14 protein-coding genes are annotated in these 17,527 nt (G+C 70.7%); 11 read left to right on the forward strand and 3 right to left on the reverse strand.

Translation table 11 applies throughout. The annotated features are described in order from the left end of the window. Window position 1: 1 nt before the first annotated feature. A complete protein-coding gene (locus F8R89_RS24320) occupies window positions 2–1,633 on the reverse strand; it encodes an FAD-dependent oxidoreductase (RefSeq protein WP_151785933.1) in 1,632 nt (543 codons plus the stop codon). A gap of 148 nt (window positions 1,634–1,781) precedes the next feature. Here F8R89_RS24320 and F8R89_RS24325 point away from each other — a divergent pair, with 148 nt between their 5' ends. The 5 genes from F8R89_RS24325 (at window position 1,782) to F8R89_RS24345 (ending at window position 6,110) form a co-directional block, all read left to right on the forward strand. Next, window positions 1,782–3,050: a cytochrome P450 family protein gene (locus F8R89_RS24325; protein ID WP_151785934.1), complete on the forward strand. Its 1,269-nt coding sequence runs from the start codon at window positions 1,782–1,784 to the stop codon at window positions 3,048–3,050. Then, window positions 3,047–3,367 (forward strand): antibiotic biosynthesis monooxygenase family protein, encoded by a 321-nt coding sequence (locus tag F8R89_RS24330; RefSeq protein WP_151785935.1) that lies wholly within the window; start codon window positions 3,047–3,049, stop codon window positions 3,365–3,367. Before F8R89_RS24325 ends, F8R89_RS24330 begins: the two co-directional genes overlap by 4 nt. 83 nt (window positions 3,368–3,450) lie before the next feature. After that, window positions 3,451–3,960 carry a MarR family winged helix-turn-helix transcriptional regulator gene (locus tag F8R89_RS24335; protein ID WP_151785936.1) on the forward strand — a complete coding sequence of 170 codons (510 nt, stop codon included), beginning with the start codon at window positions 3,451–3,453 and terminating at the stop codon, window positions 3,958–3,960. 43 nt (window positions 3,961–4,003) lie between these two features. Further along, window positions 4,004–4,336, forward strand: coding sequence for a DUF3817 domain-containing protein (locus F8R89_RS24340; protein WP_151785937.1), 333 nt, complete (start codon window positions 4,004–4,006; stop codon window positions 4,334–4,336). Between the two features lie 73 nt (window positions 4,337–4,409). Further along, on the forward strand, window positions 4,410–6,110 hold the full coding sequence (locus tag F8R89_RS24345; protein WP_151785938.1) for a methylmalonyl-CoA mutase: 1,701 nt from the start codon (window positions 4,410–4,412) through the stop codon (window positions 6,108–6,110). A gap of 62 nt (window positions 6,111–6,172) precedes the next feature. On the opposite strand, the gene F8R89_RS24350 is transcribed toward F8R89_RS24345, so the two are convergent. Continuing rightward, the gene (locus F8R89_RS24350) at window positions 6,173–6,808 is read right to left on the reverse strand and encodes a TetR/AcrR family transcriptional regulator (protein WP_151785939.1); all 636 of its coding nucleotides are present in this window, start codon (window positions 6,806–6,808) and stop codon (window positions 6,173–6,175) included. Between the two features lie 234 nt (window positions 6,809–7,042). On the opposite strand from F8R89_RS24350, the gene F8R89_RS24355 reads away from it, so the two are divergent. The 6 genes from F8R89_RS24355 to F8R89_RS24385 all read left to right on the forward strand — a co-directional run bounded on the left by F8R89_RS24355 (window position 7,043) and on the right by F8R89_RS24385 (window position 16,002). Further along, on the forward strand, window positions 7,043–8,020 hold the full coding sequence (locus F8R89_RS24355; protein ID WP_151785940.1) for a tetratricopeptide repeat protein: 978 nt from the start codon (window positions 7,043–7,045) through the stop codon (window positions 8,018–8,020). A 651-nt stretch (window positions 8,021–8,671) separates the two neighbouring features. After that, complete coding sequence (locus F8R89_RS24365) at window positions 8,672–9,331, forward strand: DUF6230 family protein (protein ID WP_151785941.1); 660 nt, start codon at window positions 8,672–8,674, stop codon at window positions 9,329–9,331. Window positions 9,332–9,465: 134 nt separating this feature from the next. Next, a complete protein-coding gene (locus F8R89_RS24370) occupies window positions 9,466–10,026 on the forward strand; it encodes a DUF6114 domain-containing protein (RefSeq protein ID WP_055624980.1) in 561 nt (186 codons plus the stop codon). Continuing rightward, a complete protein-coding gene (locus F8R89_RS24375) occupies window positions 10,016–11,371 on the forward strand; it encodes a hypothetical protein (protein WP_151785942.1) in 1,356 nt (451 codons plus the stop codon). Before F8R89_RS24370 ends, F8R89_RS24375 begins: the two co-directional genes overlap by 11 nt. A 427-nt stretch (window positions 11,372–11,798) precedes the next feature. Continuing rightward, entirely contained in the window at window positions 11,799–15,509 is a 3,711-nt protein-coding gene (locus tag F8R89_RS24380) for a DUF4160 domain-containing protein (protein ID WP_151785943.1), read from the forward strand. Next, window positions 15,499–16,002, forward strand: coding sequence for a hypothetical protein (locus F8R89_RS24385; RefSeq protein ID WP_151785944.1), 504 nt, complete (start codon window positions 15,499–15,501; stop codon window positions 16,000–16,002). The genes F8R89_RS24380 and F8R89_RS24385 overlap by 11 nt, the downstream gene beginning before the upstream one ends. A gap of 88 nt (window positions 16,003–16,090) precedes the next feature. On the opposite strand, the gene pyk is transcribed toward F8R89_RS24385, so the two are convergent. Beyond that, window positions 16,091–17,521: a pyruvate kinase gene (pyk, locus tag F8R89_RS24390; RefSeq protein ID WP_151785945.1), complete on the reverse strand. Its 1,431-nt coding sequence runs from the start codon at window positions 17,519–17,521 to the stop codon at window positions 16,091–16,093. Window positions 17,522–17,527 lie beyond the last annotated feature (6 nt).

The following is a 17,527-nucleotide window of genomic DNA, read 5'->3' on the forward strand; positions in this document are numbered from 1 at the left end:
GTCAGTCGCGGCAGAGCACGCTCCGCAGCACGTTCGTCAGGACCCGGTCGGCGTCCGGCATGGCCGCGTCGGCCCGCCAGGCGACGAAGCCGTCGGGGCGCACCAGCACCGCGCCGTCCTCGGCCGTGCCGTGCAGCTCGGCCCAGTCGGCGCCCGCCTCCGGGGCCAGGTCGTGGTCGGGTCCGGTGCCCACGAGGTACGCCTCGACGGGCACGCCCAGGTTCGCCGACGCCTGCTGCACGGCGGTCCGCCACTTCTGCCCGCCCGACCCGGCGAGCAGCACGAAGGAGCGCTCGTACAGGTCCAGGGTGGAGATCCGGACGCCGTCCCGGGTGACCCACAGGTGGGGCGCGCGGCTCCCCGGCTCACCGCCGAGCTCGAAGGCGTCCGGCACGACCGGGCGGTGCGCGGGGGCGTCCACGACGGCCCGGGAGGCGTAGCGGTAGCACAGGGCGACGGTCATCATGTCCGCCGGATCGTCGGTGCGTTCCGTGGCGGGGCTGAAGCCGGGGTGCTGTTCGTCGGCGGCCTGGAGGCAGGCGCGGGTGCCGGTGGCCAGCGCGACCGGGCGCCGTTCGAGCTCGTAGGTGTCCAGCAGCGCCGGTCCCGCCCAGCCGCGCAGCACGGCCGCCAGCTTCCAGGCCAGGTTGTGGGCGTCCTGGATGCCGGTGTTGGAGCCGAACGCGCCGGTGGGCGGCATCTCGTGGGCGGAGTCGCCGGCGAGCAGGACACGGCCCTGGCCGTAGGCGTCGGCGACGCGCTTCGAGGCGTGCCAGGGCGCCCGGCCGGTGATCTCGACGTCGATGTCCTGGACGCCGGCCGCGGCGCGGATGTGCGCGGCGAGCCGTTCGTCGGTGAAGTCCTCGAGGGTCTCGCCGCGGGCCGGGTACCAGGGGACGTGGATGACCCAGCGTTCCTCGTTGTCGACCGGGAGCAGCGCGCCCTCGCCGTCGGGGTCGGTCACGTAGCAGACGACGAATCGTTTCTCGCCGACGTGGTCCTTCAGCTTCCGGCTGCGGAAGGTGACGCTGACGTTGTGGAACAGCTCGCCCGGTCCCGACTGGCCGATCTCCAGGCGGGTGCGCACCGGGCTGCGCGGGCCGTCGGCCGCGACCAGGTAGTCGGCGTGCACCACCCGGGTCAGGCCGGACGCCCGGTCCAGGATCTCGGCCCGTACGCCCTCGCCGTCCTGGGTGAAGGACAGCACCTCGGAGCCGAAGCGGACGTCGGCGCCCAACTCCCGCGCGTACTCCAGCAGTACGGGCTCCAGGTCGTTCTGGCTGCACAGGCACCAGTCCGACGAGCTCACCGTGGTGATGTCCATGCCGCCGGAGATGTCCCCGATGATCCAGCGGCGCCGCGTCCCGGTGAGGGTGTCCACCTGGAGGATGCCGTCGTTGCCGGACAGCACGCGCGCCGCCTCACGGATCCGCGGCTCCACGCCGGCGGTCCGGTAGATCTCCATCGTGCGCACGTTGTTGCCCCGGCCGCGCGGGTGCGTGGACGTCCCGGTATGCCGTTCCACGAGGAGGTGCTGAATTCCGAGGCGTCCCAGGAAGACCGAAGTGGAAAGACCCACCAGGGAACCGCCGACGACGAGAACTGGTACAGATTCCGCTTCGTGTCCGCTCACGTCGACGATGTTTACCGTGACGGCCCACGAGCCACACGTGCTTCCTCAGGCGAACCCGTATGGCGCAGCGCCGTTTGCGGCGTCCCGCGCCCCGGGCAACTGTGGCTTCACACCACGGTCATTCACGCCAACCCCCGGGGAATCAGTCATGACGCAAGCGTTCGCATCCGAGGAATCCGAGGCACTGTCGGCACAGGAGGCGGCCGCCGCGGCGTCGTCGTGCAGCCGGGAGTTCCGCGCAAACCCGCACCCCGTGTACGCCGCCCTCAGGGAGTCGGCGCCGGTCTGCCCGCTGTCCCCGCCGCACGGCGTGCAGACGTACCTCATCACGCGTTATGACGACGCCCGCGCCGCCCTCGCCGACCCCCGGTTCAGCAAGGACATGTACGGCGCCATCGACGCCTACCACCGGATCTTCGGCGACTCGTCGATCGCCCTCGACGACAACATGCTCTTCTCCGACCCGCCGAAGCACACGCGGCTGCGGCGCATCGTCGGCAACACCTTCACCCCGAAGCGCGTGGAATCCCTGCGGGCCCGGGTCCAGCAGATCACCGACGAACTGCTCGACGCCTGCCCGACGAACGAGCCGGTGAATCTTCTGCCGGAATTCTGCTTCCCCCTTCCGCTGCAGGTCATCTGTGAACTCCTCGGCGTTCCGGAGAACGAGCGGAAGCAGGCGCAGGAATGGTCCGCGACGGTCGCCCAGACCGGATTCGGTCCGGAGGCGCGCGCGAAACTGGAGATCGCCGAGGGAAATCTCCGCGACTATCTCGTGGACCTCTGCGCGCGCAAGCGCAGGGAGCCGGACGGCGGTCTGCTCAGCGCCCTCGTCACCGCCCAGGACCAGGAGGGCGCCCTCACCGACGGCGAACTCGTCTCCACGGCCTGGGTGCTGCTCTTCGCCGGGCACAAGTCGACGGCGTACCAGATCGGGAACGCGGTCTACCACCTGCTCAGCCGGCCGGACCAGAAGGAGCTGGCGCTGAAGGACGCGAGCACGCTGGCCGCGGCCATCGAGGAGGTCTTCCGGTTCGAGACCTCCGTGGAGAACTCCACGTTCCGCTACGCCAGGGAGGACGTGGTCGTCCGGGACACCCTGATCCCCAAGGGCGCCCTGGTCCAGATCTCCATCACCGGCGCCCACCGCGACCCGGAGATGTTCCCCGCCCCCGACGAGATGGACGTCCGGCGCCCGAACGTCCAGGCGTCGCACCTCGCCTTCGGCTACGGCCCGCACTACTGCGTCGGCGCCCCGCTCGCCCGGCTGGAGATGCAGATCGCCCTGGGCACGCTCTTCGCGCGGCACCCGAAGGTGGCCCTCGCCCAGAAGCCCGAGGACGCGCGCTGGATGACCGTGCCGTTCCCCGCCTTCCGCGGTCTGGCCGAACTGCCCGTCGTCCTCGACCCGTCATGACGGGCGGTGCCCCGGGCCGCGTGCGCGTGGTGCGGCTGCTGCGCGTGCGCGACGGGATGGAGGCGGACTTCGTCACCTCGTACGACGAGGTCCGCCGGGGCTCGACGGCCGTCCCCGGGCACCTCGGGGAACAGCTGTGCCGCTCCCTGGACGACCCCGCCCAGTGGCTGCTCACCAGCGAGTGGGACAGCTTCGAGGCGGTACGGGCGTGGCGGACCGGTTCCGCGCACCGGGCCCTGGTCGAGCGGATGAACGCCTGTCTGCACGACGACCGCTGGACGTCGGTGTTCGAGGTCAGGCAGACCACGTCCGCGTGAGCGGCCGGCGCGGGCGCCGGGGAGTGCGACCGAAGGGCGAGACGGGGCTGACCAGCATATGACCGGCCGGTAAGGTCGTGCGCGTGCCGAAGCCGCTCAGTCTTCCCTTCGACCCCATCGCCCGCGCCGACGAGCTCTGGAAGCAGCGCTGGGGCAGTGTGCCGTCCATGGCCGCCATCACCTCGATCATGCGCGCCCAGCAGATCCTGCTCGCCGAGGTCGACGCGGTGGTCAAGCCCTACGGGCTGACCTTCGCCCGCTACGAGGCCCTGGTCCTGCTGAACTTCTCCAAGGCCGGCGAGCTGCCGATGTCCAAGATCGGCGAGCGGCTGATGGTGCACCCCACGTCGGTGACGAACACCGTGGACCGGCTGGTCCGGTCCGGCCTGGTGGCCAAGCGCCCCAACCCCAACGACGGCCGCGGCACCCTCGCCTCCATCACCGACAAGGGCCGCGAGGTCGTCGACGCGGCCACCCGCGACCTGATGGCGATGGACTTCGGTCTCGGCGTGTACGACGCCGAGGAGTGCGCGGAGATCTTCGCGATGCTGCGCCCGCTGCGGGTCGCGGCACACGACTTCGAGGACGGCTGACCCCCGCCAAGATCTCCCGGAACGGGTGGTTACGCTCTTCCCCATGAAGAAGAGCGTCCTGACCCGCTACCGGGTGATGGCCTACGTCACCGCCGTCATGCTGCTCGTGCTGTGCACCTGCATGGTGTTCAAGTACGGCTTCGACATGGGCGAGGACGTCACCTTCGCCGTCTCCCAGGTCCACGGCTTCCTGTACATCGTGTACCTGATCTTCGCGTTCGACCTCGGGTCCAAGGCGAAGTGGCCGTTCGGCAAGCTGCTCTGGGTGCTCCTCGCCGGCACGATCCCGCTCGCCGCCTTCTTCGTCGAGCGCACGGTCACGCGCGAGGTGGAACCGCTGGTCAGCGGCGTGGAGCCGGCCGCCGCCAAGGCCTGAGACGACCGCCGCGCCCCGGGTGCGGCGGTTCTCCCATCGACATTTACTTGGACGTCCTAGTAAATTCGTGGGTATGGACGCTGACGCCATCGAGGAGGGCCGCCGTCGCTGGCAGGCCCGGTACGACGCCGCGCGCAAGCGCGACGCAGACTTCACCACGCTCTCCGGGGACCCCGTGGAGCCGGTGTACGGGCCCCGGCCGGGAGACCGGTACGAGGGCTTCGAGCGGATCGGCTGGCCCGGGGAGTACCCCTTCACCCGCGGGCTGTACCCGACCGGCTACCGAGGGCGGACGTGGACCATCCGGCAGTTCGCCGGGTTCGGCAACGCCGAGCAGACCAACGAGCGCTACAAGATGATCCTCGGCAACGGCGGAGGCGGCCTCTCCGTCGCCTTCGACATGCCGACCCTCATGGGCCGCGACTCCGACGACCCGCGCTCGCTCGGCGAGGTCGGGCACTGCGGCGTCGCCATCGACTCGGCCGCCGACATGGAGGTCCTCTTCAAGGACATCCCGCTGGGCGACGTGACCACGTCCATGACCATCAGCGGGCCCGCCGTGCCCGTCTTCTGCATGTACCTCGTGGCCGCCGAGCGCCAGGGCGTCGACCCGGCCGTGCTCAACGGCACCCTGCAGACCGACATCTTCAAGGAGTACATCGCGCAGAAGGAGTGGCTCTTCCAGCCCGAGCCGCACCTGCGCCTCATCGGCGACCTGATGGAGCACTGCGCGGCCGGCATCCCCGCCTACAAGCCGCTGTCCGTCTCCGGCTACCACATCCGCGAGGCCGGGGCCACGGCCGCGCAGGAGCTGGCGTACACCCTCGCCGACGGCTTCGGCTACGTCGAGCTGGGCCTCAGCCGCGGCCTGGACGTGGACGTCTTCGCGCCGGGCCTGTCCTTCTTCTTCGACGCGCACGTCGACTTCTTCGAGGAGATCGCCAAGTTCCGCGCCGCCCGCCGCATCTGGGCGCGCTGGATGCGGGACGTGTACGGCGCCCGGACCGACAAGGCCCAGTGGCTGCGCTTCCACACCCAGACCGCCGGTGTCTCGCTGACCGCGCAGCAGCCGTACAACAACGTCGTGCGCACCGCCGTGGAGGCGCTGGCCGCCGTGCTCGGCGGGACCAACTCGCTGCACACCAACGCCCTCGACGAGACCCTCGCCCTGCCCTCCGAGCAGGCCGCCGAGATCGCGCTGCGCACCCAGCAGGTCCTCATGGAGGAGACCGGCGTCGGCAACGTCGCCGACCCGCTGGGCGGCTCCTGGTACGTCGAGCAGCTCACCGACCGGATCGAGGCCGACGCCGAGAAGATCTTCGAGCAGATCAAGGAGCGGGGCCTGCGCGCCCACCCCGACGGCAGGCACCCCATCGGGCCGATCACCTCCGGCATCCTGCGCGGGATCGAGGACGGCTGGTTCACCGGCGAGATCGCCGAGTCCGCCTTCCAGTACCAGCGCTCCCTGGAGAAGGGCGACAAGAAGGTCGTCGGCGTCAACGTGCACACCGGCTCCGTCACCGGCGACCTGGAGATCCTCCGGGTCAGCCACGAGGTGGAGCGCGAGCAGGTGCGGGTGCTGGCCGACCGCAAGGCCGCCCGCGACGACGCCGCCGTGCGCACCGCGCTGGACGCCATGCTGGACGCCGCCCGCAGCGGCGCCAACATGATCGAGCCGATGCTGGACGCCGTACGCGCCGAGGCGACCCTGGGCGAGATCTGCGACGCCCTGCGCGACGAGTGGGGCGTCTACACCGAGCCGGCGGGCTTCTGAGCACCTAGGCGGGCTTCTGAGCACCTAGGGGAGGGCGGACCGGGTTCCGCCCTCCCCGCCGCTCAGTCACCGGCCGCGGCCGCCCCGGCGCCCGCCAGCCCCAGCAGCAGCACCTGGGTGAAGCCGCGCACCCACTCCTCGTCCGCCGGATGCCCGCTCACCAGCGTCCGGTGCACCACGGCTCCCGCCACCATGTCGAAGATGAGGTCGGCCGTACGCTCCGACTCCGCCGGGTCGGACTGCGGCGGCAGCTCCCCGCGGCCCTGGGCCCGCGCCCGGCCCTCCAGCACCAGCCGCTTCTGCCGGTCGACGATCGACGTGCGGATACGGTCGCGCAGCGCCTCGTCACGGGTGGACTCCGCCACGACCGCCATCAGGCCGCTCCTCGCCTCCGGCCGGGCCAGGATCGCCGCGAACTGGAGCACGACGCCCTCGATGTCGGCGGCCAGGCTGCCCCGGTCGGGCAGGCGCAGGGCGTCGAACAGCTCGGCGACCGCGTCCACCACCAGTTCGTGCTTGCCGGCCCAGCGCCGGTAGAGCGTCGTCTTCGCGACCCCGGCCCGGGTGGCCACGTCCCCCAGGGTGAGCTTCGACCAGCCCAGCTCGACCAGTGCCTCCCGGGTGGCCGCCAGGATCGCGGCGTCCGCGGCGGCGCTGCGGGGGCGTCCGGGGCGTGCGGGAACGGGGTGGCTCTGCATGGTTCGACCCTATCCGTGCGCATGTCGTGCGGCTGGTGAGGGAGATCACGGGCGGGGGGTGTCCCGGAGGTCTCCCTTGCCATTACGCTACGACTCGTAGCGAAAGCGATGACCACGCTTGACCATGCATGACCACGCTGACGCGGGTGGGGACCCGGCGTCGCAACCACACCGGCTTCAGCCGGTTTTCACACCGCTTTTCACAGCGCGCGCCGAACGGGGGAGGATAGACGCATGCAGCCACGGAACATGTCCATGAGCGGGGTCGTCGACCTCGCCGCGGTGAAGGCGGCCCAGGAGGCCAAGGCGAAGGCGGAGCAGGCGCGAGCCGAGGCCGCCCGGCAGGGCGGCGGGCCCGGAGTCGTGTCACCCGCCGACCTCGTCATCGACGTGGACGAGGCGGGCTTCGAGCGCGACGTCCTCCAGCGCTCCGCCGAGGTACCGGTCGTCATCGACTTCTGGGCCGAGTGGTGCGAGCCGTGCAAGCAGCTGAGCCCGCTGCTGGAGCGCCTCACCGTCGAGTACAACGGCCGACTCCTCCTCGCCAAGATCGATGTCGACGCCAACCAGATGCTGATGCAGCAGTTCGGCGTGCAGGGCATCCCGGCCGTCTTCGCGGTCGTCGCCGGCCAGGCGCTGCCCCTCTTCCAGGGCGCGGCCGGCGAGGCGCAGATCCGCCAGACGCTGGACCAGCTCGTCGCGGTGGCCGAGCAGCGCTTCGGGCTCACCGGCCTCACCGTCGACCCCGACGCCGAGCCCGGCGGCGCGCAGACCGCTCCCGCGGTGCCCGAGGGACCGTACGACGCCCTGCTGGAGTCCGCCGTGCAGGCGCTGGACGCTGGCGATCTGGCCGGCGCCGTCCAGGCGTACAAGAACGTCCTGGCCGACGACCCGGCGAACAGCGAGGCCAAGCTGGGCCTCGCGCAGGCCGAGTTGCTCCAGCGGGTGCAGGGCCTCGACCCGCAGCAGGTCCGCAAGGACGCCGCGGACCGGCCCACCGATGTGCAGGCGCAGATCGCCGCCGCCGACCTGGACCTGGTGGGCGGGCACGTCGAGGACGCCTTCGGCCGGCTCATCGAGACGGTGGCCCGCACGGCGGGCGACGACCGGGACGCCGTACGGCTGCGGCTGCTGGAGCTGTTCGAGGTCGTGGGCGCCGACGACCCGCGGGTCGCGGCGGCCCGCAGGGCGCTGGCGCGCGCCCTGTTCTGAGGGGTCCCGCGCACGGGGCGAGGGGCCGGTTCGGTCCGCCCGCCCTGTGTTGCGGCTGTGAAGGGATTGGCCGACAGGGCATCGAGGCGGCCGCGCTTTACCAAATCTTGGTAATCGCGGCCGCCGTTACTGCGGGTAAGTCGCAGGCGTCGTTCTGTCGGTTTTCGTCTGTCCATTCGTGGATTTTTCCGGTCGCCCAGGGCCACCCTGAGTCGCCGACCGAGACCGGCGGGTCGTTCTTCGGTTATCGCGCCGTTACTACCGAGTAACGAGGCCCCTTGTGCGGGCGGCGAGAATGCACCACGATCGGCCACGCTCGGTCCTGTTCCCTTCGCCCGACCGCCAGTCGGGTCGCGGGAGTTCCTGGGTCCCCACCGAGCAGAGCCGGCGGCAGTGGCGCCGGCTCTTGGACAGGGGGGTCTTCGCCTCTGGTGAAGCCTGTCCAGCAAGGTTGTGCGTGATGCGTGTCAGGCGCGACCAGTGGTTGTCGCTCGGGGGTGATCGCCGGTGATTCGGGCGCGGTTCTCGCGCCACCGAGCGCGGGCGCTCTCCTTCCCGAGGACGTAGCACTTCTCCCATCCCTGCCCGGCTGAGCCGTCGAGCCGACAGTGGCAGCCAGGGCCGGAGATGTACGTCCGAGAAGGAGGAAATATGGAGTCCCAGGTGCGTGGCGGGACCAGATGGAAGCGGTTCGCTGTGGTCATGGTGCCCAGCGTCGCCGCCACGGCAGCGATAGGTGTCGCCCTCGCGCAGGGCGCTCTGGCAGCGTCGTTCAGCGTTTCGGGTCAGTCGTTCAAGGTGACGGCGAAGGAGCTCAACGGTACGGGCTTCTCGCAGTACGGTGCCGTCGATCCGGGGACGACCCTCTCCGGTGAGAAGACGGCGCACGCCGTCGCGGTCTCGGCGTTCGACTCGGCCTACATCCAGAAGATGTGCCAGTCCGTCGTCACCCCGAGCGTCCCGTTCCTCGGGGACGTCACCCTGAGGCTCGAGGCGGGTGACAGCGCGGACCAGAAGAAGCAGGTCTACGCCAAGAACCTGTACATCGACGTCGAGGACCTCTCGGCTGACGCCGAGTTCCGCAACATCGACATCGGTGTGGCCGCCGGTGACATGAAGAACGGCCCCGGCCCCGGCATGAAGGGCGGCAAGGAGCAGGCGAACCCCTACGGCTTCGGCCAGCAGGCGGAGTCTGCGACGCTGCGCAACGTGAAGCAGACGGCGTGGGCGACCACGGCCGGAACCTTCAAGCTCAGCGGCCTGCACATGTCCCTGCACAAGGGCAAGGGCGCCGGCGTCGAGTGCTACTGAGCACTCCGTGACGGGCGGGGGAGCCGTCGGCACCCCCGCCCTTCCGTCTACAGCCGGACTCTTCACCCGGCCCGGACACTTTCATCGCAGTACCACCCTCACCACAGCAACGCCGCACCAGGGAGCTGTTTTCCATGAGCGCCGAGACCTCTGCTGCGCCCGGCCAGTTGACCCGCCGGAGGCTGCAGTTCCGCGCCTGGCGGGGCACACGGCCGTTCTGGGCCGGCCTGTTCATCATGATCGGTGGTGTTCCGATCATGTACTTCCCGTACGCGCATCTCCAGATCGGGCACCTGACCCTCGCGATGTCCACCACCGCGGGCGCGGGCTCCCTGATCATCGGTGTGCTGCTCGTCGTGCTGGGGATCAGCCTCTGGTTCCAGAAGCACATCCGAACCTTCGCGGGCGTCGCGGCGATTCTGCTGGGCCTGGTGTCCATCCCCGTGTCCAACTTCGGCGGCTTCGTCGTCGGGTTCCTGTTCTCGCTGATCGGCGGCGCCATGGCTGTGGCGTGGGCGCCCGGTGAGCCGGAACCGGCGGAGGGCACGCCCGGCACGGCCGCTGCCTCCCAGGGCACGGACGCGGACCCGGACACGGAGGCCTTCGAGCCTGTGGGGGACGGAACGAGCGTGCCGAACGATCTGTCAGGAACGAGCCCGGCGAACGGGGCGAACGGGAGGCACAGTGCCGGCTGACGAGGTGACCCACGGGACTGATGTGGAAGCATCCCGTGTGAGAACCGGGCCGCGTCACGCGGCGCCCAAGAAGCCGCTGTTCACGAGATTCCACATGCCCGCGGGCAAGGCGATAGCCCTGGCGGCGATGCCGACGGCGGTCCTGATGGGCATGGGCTTCACGCCCACGCTCGCGCAGGCCGACAGCGACAACGCCACCAAGCCCACGGCCAACAGCCTGACGGCCGACGAGTACAAGGACTGCGTGGCCGCGCTGGAGGACGACGCCGAAGCCTCGGCGTCCCCGTCCCCGAGCGCCAGCGCGTCGGCCGACGAGAAGGAGACGGCCAAGCCGGACCCCTCGGACTCCGCCGACTCCTCGAAGCCGTCGGGCTCCTCGGACTCCTCGCAGTCCGCGGGTGGTTCGTCCTCGTCGGATTCAGGTTCCGACGACGCCGAGCCCGCGCCGAAGCCGTCGGAGAGCAAGACCGGGGAGGCCCCGTCCGCCGAGACGGTCACGCCGTCCCCGTCGCCCTCCCAGAGCGGCGGCAACCTGCTGGAGAACATCGGCGACGCCATCGAGGGCATCTTCACCGGCGGTGCGAAGGGCGACGAGAGCGCGAGCCCCACCCCGTCGCCCTCGGCGAGCGCCACCGAGGAGCCGTCGTCCGGCGAGGAGCCCTCCGCCAAGGAGTCCTCCGCGGCGTCCGACCCGGTGAAGGAGACCACCGACAAGGTCACCGCCACGGCGGGGAAGGCCGTCGAGGACGCCGGTGAGAAGGCGTCCGACGCGGCGAAGGACACCTCCGACGCGGTGAAGGAGGCGGCCGACGAGGTCACCGCCACGCCGAGCCCGTCCGAGAGCGCCGGCGTCGACCCGGACGACTGTCCCGCCGCCACCGACGACGAGGGCGGAGTCGACAACAAGAAGCCCGTGGCGGACGACCCCTGGTACCTGGAGGCCAGCTCCCTGACCCTGAAGGGCGCCGACTACCAGGGCATCGTCGAGGTCAGGACGGCCAACGGCACCAAGAAGAAGGTGCTGAAGTACGTGATCTCCGACGGCACGGACATCGGGGACCTGCACCAGATCGTGAAGGACAAGCAGGCCGGCAAGACCTACCACGTGCAGGCTGCCAAGGGCTCGACGTCCACGATCCGCGACGGCAAGACCGTGATGTACACCGAGAGCATCTCGGGAAACCTGCTCGGGCTGATACCGGTCACCTTCGATCCGGAGCACCCGCCGCCGCTGAACATCCCGTTCATCTACTTCACGAAGGTGAGCGTCGTGCAGGCCGGTCAGTTCGGCGGGACGCTGACCGTGCCGGGACTGCACCAGTTCACCACCGACGGGACGGCGTGAGCGGCTGACCCGCCGCCTCGCCGCGTTCCTTCCGGGAGCCGCCAAGGAATGTGCCCCACCGTGCACCTGCGCGGTGGGGCACATTCTTTTCGGGCGCCCGGTGGCACGCATGGCGCAAATCGAACCTGAAATCGAATCAAGGGTTCCATAGCGCTTCTCCCCCTGCCATGATGATCGTGTCCCCTGGGGAGGGGGGCGCGGGGGGACGCGTGTCGACCGCACGCGGTACAGACGGGGATCTCTCTTCCACTTTCCTGTTCCTGCCTTTCTCGCGCGGCGCGCCATCTGACCGACCATCAACAGGCCCGCCGACGATTCGTCGTGCCTTTTTCCCGTGCGGACGAGACCGACCATCGGACTGACCATCCAGGCAGGAATCGACGTGCGAACAACACGAAGACCACTCAGAAGATCCCGAGCGCTGGGCGTGCGCAGGGGATTCTCGGCCGTCGCCCTCGCGACCGCCACCGCCGTGCTCGGCGGACTCGTCGGCGCCGCCCCCGCGTTCGCCGAGGAACCGGGCGACAATCCGACCAACCCGTACGAGCGCACCCTCCGGATCAGCCTGGGTGCGCAGGCCCGTATGGACCGCTGCCAGGTGGCGCGGGCGGTGCACTTCGGCGGGCCCGAGATGAAGACGTACGCGGCGGGCAAGCTCGCCGGCCCGGACACCGGACTGCGTCCGGTCGTGGCCAACTGGACCCTGGGCGAACTGGGTGACGCCCATCGGCGGGACCTGGACGCGGGCCTGGCGGACTGGAAGACGTACCGAGACCGCCAGGACACGCTGAACACGGTCAACAAGCCCTACGCGTCGGTGAACTCCTCGGGCGGACGGGACTACCACGCGCCCGACTTCGGCAAGGACATCGTCGCCTTCACCCTGGGCAGCCAGCGCGACCTGTACGACAAGACCTGGGAGAACCCGACCCCGAGGCCCGGCACGGCGTCGCTGGACCAGGCCCGGAAGGTGCTCGACGCGTTCGACACCGGCGACGACGCGTGGGCCGGCGCCTACAAGGACGTCGCCGGACGGGAACTGCTCGACACGACCAACCTGGGCTACTCCTCCGCCAACGACGTAGCCACCTTCCTGCGGTTCGGCGGTTTCCCCACCAAGGCCCCCGAGCCCGACTCGCTGGAGTTCCGCAACGAGGTCGAGGCGCTCAAGGCGGCCTGGGCGTCCTGCGACAGCAACAACCCCATCGACCACTACCGGGTGCTGACCGGCCCGGTCACGCAGGCGTACACGGAGTGGGAGTCGGAGTACGCCGGCCAGGCCGATCAGCGCAAGGCGATCGTCGCCGCCGAGTCCACCGCGTCGAAGGAGACCCGGGTCGCCACCGGCGCGATGATCGAGGCGGTCCGGCAGGCCTGGCAGGCGGACCAGATCCTGTACTGGCAGAAGTACTGGGCCGCGCACAAGGACTCCGTCAACTACCCGACGAAGGCTCAGTTCACCAAGGCCACGACGGACCTCAACGCCGCGAAGAGCAAGGCCGCCGCGCAGGTGGCCGTGGCGAACGCGGCGGCCGGCCGGGCCAAGACGGCGGCGGACACCGCGGGCGCCGAGCAGACGAAGGCGTGGGCCATCGCCGACGCCGCCAAGCTGCCGCGCGGGCGGGGTCTGCTGTACGCGCAGCAGTCCGTACAGGTCGCCAAGGCGTCGTCCGCGGCGGCCCAGGCCGCGGCCAAGGCGACGTTGACGGCGTCCAACGCGGCGAAGGCCACCGTGGCCGACTCGCAGACGCTGCTGGCGCTCGCGAAGACCCAGACGCACGCGCTGAACACGGAGTTCCGCAAGGCGGCGGCGCTGGAGGCCAAGGCCCAGGCGAAGGCGGCCGCCGAATCCGCCGCCAAGCTGGCCGCCGGGGCCGCGGCCGACGCCGCCACCGCGAAGAAGGCCCGGGCGACCGCCGAGAAGGCGGAGCAGACGGCCAAGGACCAGGCCGCCGAGGCGAAGCGCCAGCGCGGTATCGCGGAGGCTGAGAAGGCCACGGCCGAGCGCGAGCGCGACACCGCGGCGAGCGAACGCAAGAAGGCCGACGCGGCCGAGCAGCGGGCGAAGGGTGAGCAGGCCAAGGCCAAGTCGGCTCGGTCGGACGCGGATGCCGCCGGCTCCACGGCGGCAGAGAAGCTGGCCGCGGCGGAAGAAGCCGAACTGCGTGCGTTCAAGGCGCGCAACGCAGCCGTCAAGGCGGAGCAGGAGAAGAACGCCACTGCGTCCCGTGCGGCTGCGCTGGAGTCCGCCGCTGCCGCGGCGGAGGGCACGGAGGCCGCTGGTGAGACCAGGCAGGCGGCCAAGGAGGCACGTGCCGCCGCCTCCGAAGCAGCCGGCGCGGCTACGCGGGCTCGCACTGCCGCGAACGAGGCCGGCACGGCGGCTGTGAACGCCCGAGCCGCGGCGACCCGTGCACAGGGCGCGGCCGAGCGTTCCCGGTCGGCCGCGGAGTCGGCCCAGGCGGCGTACGCCAAGACGCAGGCGGCAGCGGCCACTGCGCACGCCGCGGCGGCCGAGGCGATCGACGCGGCCGACTCCGCCAGGGACAAGGCGAAGAAGGCGGACGCCAAGGCGAAGGAGGCCCAGGCCGCGGCGATCACCGCGCGCAAGGAGGCCACCGCGGCAGTGGCCGAGGCCGCCAAGACGGCCGCGTGGGCGGCCAAGACCGCCGGGTACGCGCTGGCCACGGCCGGGTACGCGCAGGCCGCCCGGGACGCCGCGAACGCCGCGACCAAGGCGGGTGACGAGGCGGTCACCATCGGCTCCCCGTACCGCGAGAGCGATGCGTCGGCGGCGTACGCGGTACTGATCGGGCAGACCGCCAAGTCGATGGCCGAACAGCAGGCCAGCGCCGCCAAGGCCAAGTCGGACGAGGCGAAGAAGGCGGCGGCGCAGGCCAAGGCGCTCGCCGAGAAGGCGGCCGGCGACGCGAAGATCGCGCTGCAGGCGGCGGCCGACGCCGCGGACTACGCCGTACAAGCGGTCGCCTCGGCCGCTGCGGCCAACGCCTCCGCCACGGCGGCGGCGACCGACGCGGCGGCGGCGAAGAAGGCCGACGCGAACGCCCAGAAGTACGACCAGCAGGCGGGCACCGACGCCTTCTACGCCAACTTCGCCGCGAAAGAGGCCGAATCGGCGGCTGCTCAGGCCGACCGCGACGCCACGGAGGCAGAGAAGGATGCGACGAGCGCCCGCTCTGCGGCCACGGCGGCCGAGTCCGACGCAGCCGCGGCGGACCGGACTGCCACCCAGGCCGAGGCTGACGCGGTCAAGGCCGAGAAGGCGGCGTCCAACGCCGACAGCTCGGCGAAGGAGGCCGACGCGGCGGCCACTCGTGCCGAGAAGGAAGAGCGGGAGCGGGAACGGAAGGCCGCCCAGGCTTGGTTGGAGGAGAACGGCTCCGGCGCCGGCTCCGATCTCTCGGCCGATGACGAGTCGCTGCTCCTGGACGGCTGCGGACCGGAGTGCGTCGAGGAGTTCCGGGAGGCCAGGGCACTCGCCGGGCAGGACGTGGTGGACTGGATCAAGGCCAACGGCGCCGAGATCCTCCTTGAGTACATCGGCGTGAACGACATCAAGCGGTGCTTCACCGAGGGCGATGTCGAGAGCTGCCTGTGGACGCTCGTGGGCGCCGTGGGCGTGGCGATTCCCGTCTTGAAGTTCCCCGCGGTGGCGAAGGCCGTCGTACGCGTGGCCACGGGCGTCCCCTCCTTCCTGGAGAAGTCGGTGACGGCGAAGCGGACGCTCGAGAAGATGCGCAAGCTCGTCGATGATCTGCGCGAGGGGAAGGTGAAGGGCTGTCCGGCGAAGCCCAAGGCCGTCGCGGCGGCGTCCGGCAGAACGCCGGCAGCGAGGGCCGCTTCCGCACCGGCCGCCGCGGGCGCGGAGTACCCGGGCGTCGGTACGATCGTCAGCCAGGACGGGGTGCGGATCCAGATCTACTCGAACGACCACGCGCCCGCGCACGCGCACGTGAAGGGCAAGGGCGACGAGGTCCGCATCGGCCAGAACGGCAAGCCGCTGGCGGGCGACAAGGAACTGTCCAGGCAGCAGTTGGCCGTGGTCACTGAGAACATCCGTACGATCAGGGAGAACATCCGAGTCGCCATGGAAAGGCACAAGGCGCGTGGCTGCTGATCCCTCTTCGGCTCTGGGCGGGTTGCTGCGGCAGCTCGCCCAGGCCGTCGGCCGGCCCGCGGACGAAGCGTCGTTCGCCGACGGCCACGACCGCTGGTCCCTCTACAAGGTCGCGTCGGACACCCCCGCCGCACTGCCGCTCCTGTTCGAAGCGGTGTCCCTGGAGCCGGACGGCCCGCTGGCATCCGGCGTGGTGGGCGATGTTCTGGAACGCGTTCCGGCGGACGAGCGTGAGCGATGGGTACAGCTCCTCCCGCCCGCGGTACGTGACTTCTCGGCACGCCGGGCGCGGGAACTCGGAGTCCTGGAATCGCTCGAGCAGGGCGTCATGCCGTCAGCCGCTGTCGAGGACGCCATCGACGGCTGGTCCGACTGGCTGCAAGGGAGAGTGGTCGGTGTGACGACCGACCAGGACGTCCTGCATGTGGTCGCGAGAAAGGGCCGGACCAAGAGGATCAGGCGAGCTGCCATGGATGCTCTCCGGCCCCATTGAGCGCTTCGCCGGCGTGAGCCGTTGAGCGAACACGGACGAGGGCGCCCCCCGCCGCAAGGCAAGGGGCGCCCTTCGTCACGTGGTGCCGTCAGTCGCGGCCCTGGCCGCCCAGGTGGTGCACCCGGACCATGTTCGTCGTGCCCGGCACGCCGGGCGGGGAGCCCGCCGTGATGACCACGATGTCGCCCTCGTGGAACAGGCCCAGCTTGACGATCTCCTGGTCGACCAGGTCGACCATCTCGTCGGTGCTGTTCACGAACGGCACCACGTGCGGCTCGACGCCCCAGCTGAGGGTCATCTGGTTGCGCGTGGACTCGTCCGTCGTGAACGCGATGATCTGCTGCGCCGCCCGGTAGCGGCTCAGACGGCGGGCGGTGTCGCCGGACTGGGTGAAGGCGACCAGGCCCTTGCCGCCGAGGAAGTCGGCGATCTCGCAGGCCGCGCGGGCGACCGAACCGCCCTGGGTGCGCGGCTTCTTGCCCGGCACCAGCGGCTGGAGGCCCTTGGAGAGCAGTTCCTGCTCGGCGACGGTGACGATCTTCGACATCGTCCGGACCGTCTCGATCGGGTACGCGCCGACCGAGGACTCCGCCGACAGCATGACCGCGTCCGCGCCGTCCAGGATCGCGTTGGCCACGTCGGACGCCTCGGCGCGGGTCGGACGGGAGTTGGTGATCATCGACTCCATCATCTGGGTCGCCACGATCACCGGCTTCGCGTTGCGCCGGCACAGCTCGATGAGGCGCTTCTGCACCATCGGGACCTTCTCGAGCGGGTACTCGACGGCCAGGTCGCCACGCGCGACCATCACGCCGTCGAACGCCAGCACGACGTCCTCCATGTTGGCGACCGCCTGCGGCTTCTCCACCTTGGCGATGACCGGGACGCGGCGGCCGACCTCGTCCATGACCTTGTGCACGTCCTGCACGTCGTTCGCGTCCCGCACGAAGGACAGGGCGACCAGGTCGCAGCCCATGCGCAGCGCGAAGCGCAGGTCCTCGACGTCCTTCTCGGACAGCGCCGGCACGTTCACCGCCGCGCCCGGGAGGTTGATCCCCTTGTGGTCGGAGACGACGCCGCCCTCGATGACGATGGTCCGCACCCGGGGGCCCTCGACCTCGACGACCTTCAGCTCGACGTTGCCGTCGTTGATGAGGATCTGGTCGCCCTTGGCGACGTCGCCGGGGAGGCCCTTGTAGGTCGTCCCGCAGATGGACTTGTCGCCCGGGACGTCCTCGGTGGTGATGACGAACTCGTCACCGCGCTCCAGCTCGACCGGGCCCTCGGCGAAGGTCTCCAGACGGATCTTCGGTCCCTGGAGGTCGGCCAGCACGCCGATGGCGCGGCCGGTCTCCTCGGCGGCGGCCCGCAGGCGCTCGTACCGCCCCTGGTGGTCCTCGTGGGTGCCGTGGCTGAAGTTGAAGCGGGCCACGTTCATGCCGGCTTCGATCAGCGACACGAGCTGTTCATGGGAGTCGACCGCGGGGCCGAGAGTACAAACGATTTTCGAACGGCGCATGGGACG

It is taken from the genome of Streptomyces sp. SS1-1 (genome assembly GCF_008973465.1).
In the GTDB taxonomy this organism is placed as follows: Bacteria; Actinomycetota; Actinomycetes; order Streptomycetales; family Streptomycetaceae; genus Streptomyces.